Below are 7,026 nucleotides of genomic sequence, written 5' to 3' on the forward strand. Positions count from 1 at the left end.
CCACCGAAAGGGTAGTAATGGTTCGTTTCCTCCACAGTACCTGACTGGTTGATTACTACACGGTTGTTACCTTGATGGTCCTTCAGATAGTAATGATACTGCTGGGTACCGGTCAGGTTGATGTAACCCTCTTCGGTGAGTAACAACTTCTGAGTACCGTTTTCATAGATCACATTACCGCAATAGTCAGTCGTTGTGGTTGTACTGCCTATCTTATGGACTGTTCTCAGTTTCGTGCCGTCAGCACCATAAGTATAGGTGATCGTGCTACCATCACTGAACGATACCGTACTGGGCAAATTTAATACATTATATTGAATATCGGTAATTCCCTTATTCAAATCTTTCGTTAAATTACCATTGACATCGTAGACATACTCCCCTGCGGTGCTTGCACCGTTCACAAAGGCAGTGTTTGTACCGTATGCAACGGTACTCACGGCATCGTCCACACGGCTCAACTGATTGCCGGTCAATGTGTAAGTCAGATTATCAAGCAGGCCGTAGGCACTGGCACCAGTCTGGCCATAACGTTGCAAACTCTTGATGTTACCGTTCTTGTCATAACCCGCAACGTTCTCCGAGAAGCGGTTCGCATTCGTGCTGATACTTGCTGTCTCGCCATAAGTAGCGTTCAGCATCCGGTCAAGACCGTCATAAGTGAATTTGTAACCACGGACTGTACTTTCGTTCCCGGACTTCCAGGTCATACTGCTGATGCTGCCGTTGTACTTCGCAGTACCCACACCCGTGTTGTAGTACAGGTTCTGTGTGAAGCATGTACCGCTGATGCCCGTCAGCCAGCTACGCAGGTTGTAGGCATATGTCAGTTTGTTGGTGTTCGTTCCGTGATACAGCTTGGTCAGCAAACGACCGAAGTTGTCATAAGTAGCATCGTACAGAGCAATCGCAGTGCCGCCAAGACTATGCTGCACTTTGCTTATTCTGTCCGCATGGTCGTAGGTATAGGTATATACTTCCGTGCGCGTACTCTTGCCGCTGGCAGTATGTGTATGGGACACACCAGACGGCTTGTCGGAGAAAGTATAAACCGTACTTGTGATGTCGTAGCCACTGAGCAAGTTGTTCTGCACACTTTTCGTCATGCGCCCTTTGATGTCATAATAGAAAGCCTTATAGATCTTAGTGCTACTGCCAAAAACCGTAACGGCACTGCCGGTAAGAGAACCCCTGCCGTAGCCGGAAGTATCTTTGGTGAACTGGCCCGTAGGAAGTCCGGTACCACCCACAAAGCCGTAACCGTCATAGTAGCTCTGCACAAGCACGGTAGGACTGGAAGAAGGATTCTTACCCGTATACTCCCCCTGCAGGGTCAGCCGTCCCAGACTGTCGTACAAATAATACATATAGGAAATGTTATCCAGATAGGAAGTGCCCGTGCTGTTAAGCATCCGGAGAGTACGGATGTAGTCCTGCATGACCTACACAGAATTCTTCATTTGATAGACCTAAAAAACTATCCTAACATACAAAATATAGCATATCTGATGTTAGGATAGTAATTAAAGAGATTTTTCTTGAAGTAATCAACCTATATCAGGAGAAGATACAATATAAATGCAACCTGATTCACAATCAATATCTACGCAATAACCACATCTATGTAAAATATCAATAACATACCGTTGTTCCGGCAAAGTCAATATTCCATCTTCACAAGATGGAATAAACCATACATCATCAAAATAAGCAGAAAGTAATCCTTTCACTCCTTCATTCTCATAAATTGAGTCTATACGATATTGAGGAATAACTATATAATCTTTCAGTTGTATAAATGAAAGACTATCTACTATTAAAGTATCTTTGTACGAAAGTTCAATGAACTCTTTCTTTGGAAGTTTCAATTGAGGAATTGTCTTTTTACCTTCTTCCTCCAATATGGAAAATAATTCTACACTTTCCAACACTGTACAATAAGTAGAATCTTGCCATTTTATATTTACTGACATTAAAGAAGTTATAGGTACTCTATCAAGATCAGAAACCATCATCGCTTTTTCAGAATGCTTATACACTATATGAAAGAAGAAAGCGATTCCTCCAATTACAACAACTAAAGGTATAATTATGTTACTCCAATAGTTTTTTAGGTATTTTCTTTCCACCATATTCAATTCTTTTAGGATCACCTGTTTTTCTTCTAATCTTATTCTCTGTATTAACAGCGCGTACCTCCATTAGTTTTATACCATTTTCCGTTGTTTCATAAGTGGCAAATTTCTTGTCTACATCAAACGAATGCTGAAGTTCATGACTCAATCCGACTCTTGGAGTTCTCATTTCTTTTTCATTTCGACTCCTTCTTCTATTATTGGGATCATAATGGATTATACTGCCTTGTGAGATTTTCATTTCAACCTTTTCTTTATCAATTAGCGTTGAATTAGAAGCCCCTTTCTTAGGCATTGTAATATAATGAATATTCTCACTATCTTCCAACTCAGTGATAATATTAGCGACTCCTTTATCATCTTTCTTAAGTTGCTGCAAATCGACTTTCACATCCTTTTGATACTTAGTATCAAATCCAAAGAACATTTTCACATTATCTATCAAACCATTCGGGTTCGGATTTACAACAATTGTATCTCCATTCACATCTATGTTATTCACCGGATTATTCGCCCCATACTGATACGGTGACATCGAATAATACTTCTCTACAAACCTGTCATTGGCATGGCACCTTCCCAACGCTGCATCATAATGCCTTGCCCCGTAGTCATACCAGTTCAAGCCTTTCTTCGAGTCATACTCCTTGCCATTGTACTTGTAAGGCTGAGTATTGCTTGTACTTGCAAATACGCCGCCAAAAGGATAGTAATGGTTCGTTTCCTCTACCGTGCCGCTCTGGTTGATTACTACCCGGTGATTCCCCTGATGGTCTTTCAAGTAATAGTGATACTTGTTGTCACTCAAAGTTACATAACCCTCTTCGGTAAGAAGCAACTTCTGGACTCCGTTTTCATAGACCACGTTTCCGCAATAGTCCGTCGTCGTGGTGGTAGTACCTATCTTATGGACTGTTCTCAGCTTTGTGCCATCGGCTCCATAAATATAGGTGATAGTACTTCCGTCACTGAACGTTACTGTATTTGGCAAATTTAAACAATTATATGATATACCGGTAATATTCTTGTTTAAATCTTTAGTTAAATTGCCGTTGGCATCGTAGGTGTACTCGTTCGCCTGCTTCATGCTGTCCTTGAACTCGAAGCTGTTATTGTAGACGAAAGCTGTCGCGTTCTCGCGGAAACGGTTAGTGTCTGTACCAATGATTGTAGTATTATCATAGGCGGCGTTAACATTTGCTTTAAAGCTCATTGAATAAATTTTGCCATTGGGCCTTCATTACTCCACTTGGCAAGTTAGACTGCTAATATTTCTATTATAGTGGGTACCCTATAAAAAGAAACAGCGGATGTTTCCACCCGCTGTAATAGAATTGTTATAAAAATATTATTCAATTATTTGTTTTTTATTTTTAATATAAAATAGAATAAGAGCATAATAAAAACCTCAGATAATACACCTGGTAAATATAGAAACCCTATCATTATATCAAAATTAAAACGCCAAAATATAAAGAAAATAGTAGAAAGAGAGACAACAAGTATCAATTGCAGGCAACAATATAATAATGTCGTTTTAAGATTAAGCCTCAAATTCAATAATAATAATAAGAAGAACAAAACCGTTCCTAAAACAAACGTTATTGATCCTACAAATAATTCAACTGAAAATAAATCTCCTAATGATATACTTTGACTTTCCATATCTATTCAATTTTAACTTGTCTCTTTTTAGGATCATAATTTAGTGACTTAAAATTATCTTGATACTCTTTAACTATACTATTGGGCCTTGGATCTATAATTACTGGTGCCTTATCTTTTACAGATGGGTCTTGTTTCAAAACATCAGCCGCAAAAGTTCCACAATTATTATTCCTTAATGAATACTCTTTCCTCTTTGAATTAGCATTCTCCGCTATTTTTGATTCTGCATAGTTTTTCATTTCTTTAAACTTATCACTTTCAATATATGCTCCTTCTATTCTTCCGGCATGTCCCGCTTGTTCAGATATTATTGATAAAGTTTTATTCAATGATTCCAATGTAGGCTTTTTATCTTGTCCTATTTTTACATTTGGAACAGCGAATGTTCTGACAACTCCTTTACCCTCTTTGTCATATCTGCCATATTCATAATATTTAGTCACTCCTGTTTTATTATCAATCAATAATACTCCAGCATGACCTAAATTCCCAATTTTACCAATAGGAGTTGATATTTTATAATCAGGGAAGGCAATATAAATACCATCCTTCCCGTTAGGGTCTATACAATTTATAGGATTACTATAACAATAAGTATACAAACTTTCTGAATAATACTTCTCTGCCAACGGATCCACCGTCATAAACCGTCCCAACACTGCATCATAATGCCGTGCCCCGTAATCATACCAGTTCAAGCCTTTCTTCGTGTCATATTCCTTGCTATTGTACTTGTAAGGCTGAGTGCTTGTTGATGAAGCGAATACTCCTCCAAACAGATAGTAATGGTTTGTCTCCTCTACCGCTCCGCTCTGGTTTATGACTACACGGTTGTTCCCCTGATGGTCCTTCAAGTAATAGTAATACTTGTTGTCGCTCAAAGTAATATAGCCCTCTTCGGTAATCAGAAGCTTCTGGGCTCCGTTTTCATAGACCACATTCCCGCAATAGTCCGTTGTGGTGGTAGCGCCACCTATCTTATGAACCGTTCTTAGCTTTGTGCCGTCGGCTGCATAAACATAGGTAATCGTACTTCCGTCGCTGAACGTTACTGCACTTGGCAAATTTAAACAATTATATTGAATATCGGTGATTCCCTTGTTCAAATCTTTGGTTAAATTGCCGTTCGCATCGTAGGTGTACTCTCCGACCTGCTTCACGCCGTCCTTGAACTCGAAGCCTCCACCGTAAGCAGAAGCCATCACGGCATCGTCCACACGGCTCAACTGATTGCCGTTCAAGGTAAAAGTCAGGTTGTCTATCAGGCCGTAGGCACTGGCACCAGTCTGGCCGTAACGTTGCAAACTCTTGATGTTACCGTTCTTGTCATAACCCGTAACGTTCTCCGAGAAGCGGTTCGCATTCGTGCTGATACTTGCTGTCTCTCCACACCCCGCGTTCAGCACTCTGTCAAGACCGTCGTAAGTGAATTTGTAACCACGGACTGTACTTTCGTTCCCGGACTTCCAGGTCATGCTGCTGATGCTGCCGTTGTACTTCGCAGTACCCACACCCGTGTTGTAGTACAGGTTCTGTGTGAAGCATGTGCCGCTGATTCCCGTCAGCCAGCTGCGCAGGTTGTAGGCATAAGTCAGCTTGTTGGTGCTCGTACCGTGATACTGCTTGGTCAGCAAACGACCGAAGTTGTCATAAGTGGCATCGTACAGAGTGATTGAAGTGCCGCCAAGACTATGCCGCACTTTGCTTATTCTGTCCGCATGGTCGTAGGTATAGGTATATACTTCCGTGCGCGTGGTCTTTCCGCTGGCAGTATGTGTATGTGTCACACCAGACGGCTTGTTGGAGAAAGTATAAACCGTACTTGTGATGTCGTAGCCACTGAGCAAGTTGTTCTGCACAAGCACGGTAGGACTGGAAGAAGGATTCCCCCCTGCAGGGTCAGCCGTCCCAGACTGTCGTACAAATAATACATATAGGAAATGTTATCCAGATAGGAAGTGCCCGTGCTGTTAAGCATCCGGAGAGTACGGATGTAGTCCTGCATGACCTACATCATTTGATAGACCTAAAAAACTATCCTAACATACAAGATATAGCATATCTGATGTTAGGATAGTAATTAAATAAATCTCATTGAAAAAAGGCAACTTATATTAGAGTAATATTTTTTATTTAGTATGCAAAAGCTTTATAATCTCACCATTACTTTTTCTTATTTCCACATAAGATTGTCCACAGAAAGTCAGCGCACTATCATTTCCATTAGGAATATGCCCTTCTATTACCCATATTCCATTTACCAAGTTAACAGAAAAAGGTTTTTCTTTCTCTATACTTTCCTTTCCATAAATTTCCAATAGTACGCATTCCGCTATCTTTACTGCAATATCCGCTGTAGGTATAAATCCCTCTGCAGGAACATAGCTTTTCATATCAGTATAAAAATCTGTTGAGAGACTATCATTCATTACATACTCAATCTGTTGAGATGATTGTTGATCTTCTCCGACCTTCGATGTACTGTTTGTACATGACATCGCAAATAGCATTAAAGCAAAAAAATAAGTCCTATACATATTGCTATCTTTTTAAAATACCCAATGAATATGTTCTCTCTGGCTAACAGGAATGTTTAAATCTGGCTTTTGTAGCAATTCTTTCATTCTTTGTTTACCCTTTTCAGCAGGAATATCTTTCGGATTAATATTATTCTTTCGTTTAGGATCTTTGGGATCACTAGGAAGATCACTAGTCACTATTGATGTTTTCTTACTATAAGGATTATATTCTAACAAATCGCCACTCGGCGTAGCCAAATAACCATTTTCTTTTGTTTTCTCAATATATTTTATATCAGCTTTTGAGAATTTATTATTTATATGCTCTGCGTCCGCGTCTCCATGCGAATGAATCGATCCTACAAATCTCTCACCGTTAGGAGGTAAGCTTATAGATACGCTGTGCTCTCCTTCATTGGCTGCACTATAAGAATATCCCTTTAGCTTTCCCTTTTGCTTAACTTCATAAATAGAAGAGCCCATTTCACGTTTACGTATAATAGATGCACCATTATAATACATACCCCAATCTTTAGCTGCTGCTCTTTTAGTCTTAAACAGATCACCAGGAGCATATTCCATACCATTTGGGTCTATGAACTTTACCGGATTATCGGCACAATAAGTATACGGACTCATCGAATAATATTTCTCTGCCAACGGGTCATTCGTCGTAAACCGTCCCAACGCAGCATCATAATGTC

Annotated in this window: 4 protein-coding genes and 3 pseudogenes; all 7 read right to left on the reverse strand. The window is 39.9% G+C overall.

Translation table 11 applies throughout. The features are described 5' to 3' along the window. Positions 1-1,439: pseudogene (locus DW800_RS19295) on the reverse strand (RHS repeat-associated core domain-containing protein); the annotation flags it as partial. Positions 1,440-1,547: 108 nt separating this feature from the next. After that, the gene (locus DW800_RS19300) at positions 1,548-2,132 is read right to left on the reverse strand and encodes a hypothetical protein (protein WP_057281495.1); all 585 of its coding nucleotides are present in this window, start codon (positions 2,130-2,132) and stop codon (positions 1,548-1,550) included. Beyond that, positions 2,095-3,366: pseudogene (locus DW800_RS19305) on the reverse strand (RHS repeat domain-containing protein); the annotation flags it as partial. The gene DW800_RS19300 and the pseudogene DW800_RS19305, both read right to left, overlap by 38 nt. Positions 3,367-3,491: 125 nt before the next feature. Further along, positions 3,492-3,800, reverse strand: a complete 309-nt coding sequence (locus tag DW800_RS19310; protein ID WP_035447399.1) for a hypothetical protein — start codon at positions 3,798-3,800, stop codon at positions 3,492-3,494. Positions 3,801-4,348: 548 nt separating this feature from the next. Next, positions 4,349-5,662: pseudogene (locus tag DW800_RS19315) on the reverse strand (RHS repeat-associated core domain-containing protein); the annotation flags it as partial. Positions 5,663-5,932: 270 nt separating this feature from the next. Further along, the gene (locus tag DW800_RS19320) at positions 5,933-6,340 is read right to left on the reverse strand and encodes an NTF2 fold immunity protein (RefSeq protein WP_051642902.1); all 408 of its coding nucleotides are present in this window, start codon (positions 6,338-6,340) and stop codon (positions 5,933-5,935) included. Positions 6,341-6,352: 12 nt separating this feature from the next. Continuing rightward, positions 6,353-7,026: DUF4329 domain-containing protein (locus tag DW800_RS19325; RefSeq protein WP_133303842.1), on the reverse strand; the 674-nt coding region annotated here is incomplete at its 5' end.

It is taken from the genome of Bacteroides sp. AM32-11AC (genome assembly GCF_003603515.1).
GTDB classification, from domain to species: Bacteria; Bacteroidota; Bacteroidia; order Bacteroidales; family Bacteroidaceae; genus Bacteroides; species Bacteroides uniformis.

What these genes read in the sequence shown, in the direction of transcription:
- DW800_RS19300 (WP_057281495.1), bottom strand. Translation starts at nt 2,132, where the DNA reads ATGGTGGAAAGAAAATACCTAAAAAACTATTGGAGTAACATAATTATA.
- DW800_RS19310 (WP_035447399.1), bottom strand. Translation starts at nt 3,800, where the DNA reads ATGGAAAGTCAAAGTATATCATTAGGAGATTTATTTTCAGTTGAATTA.
- DW800_RS19320 (WP_051642902.1), bottom strand. Translation starts at nt 6,340, where the DNA reads ATGTATAGGACTTATTTTTTTGCTTTAATGCTATTTGCGATGTCATGT.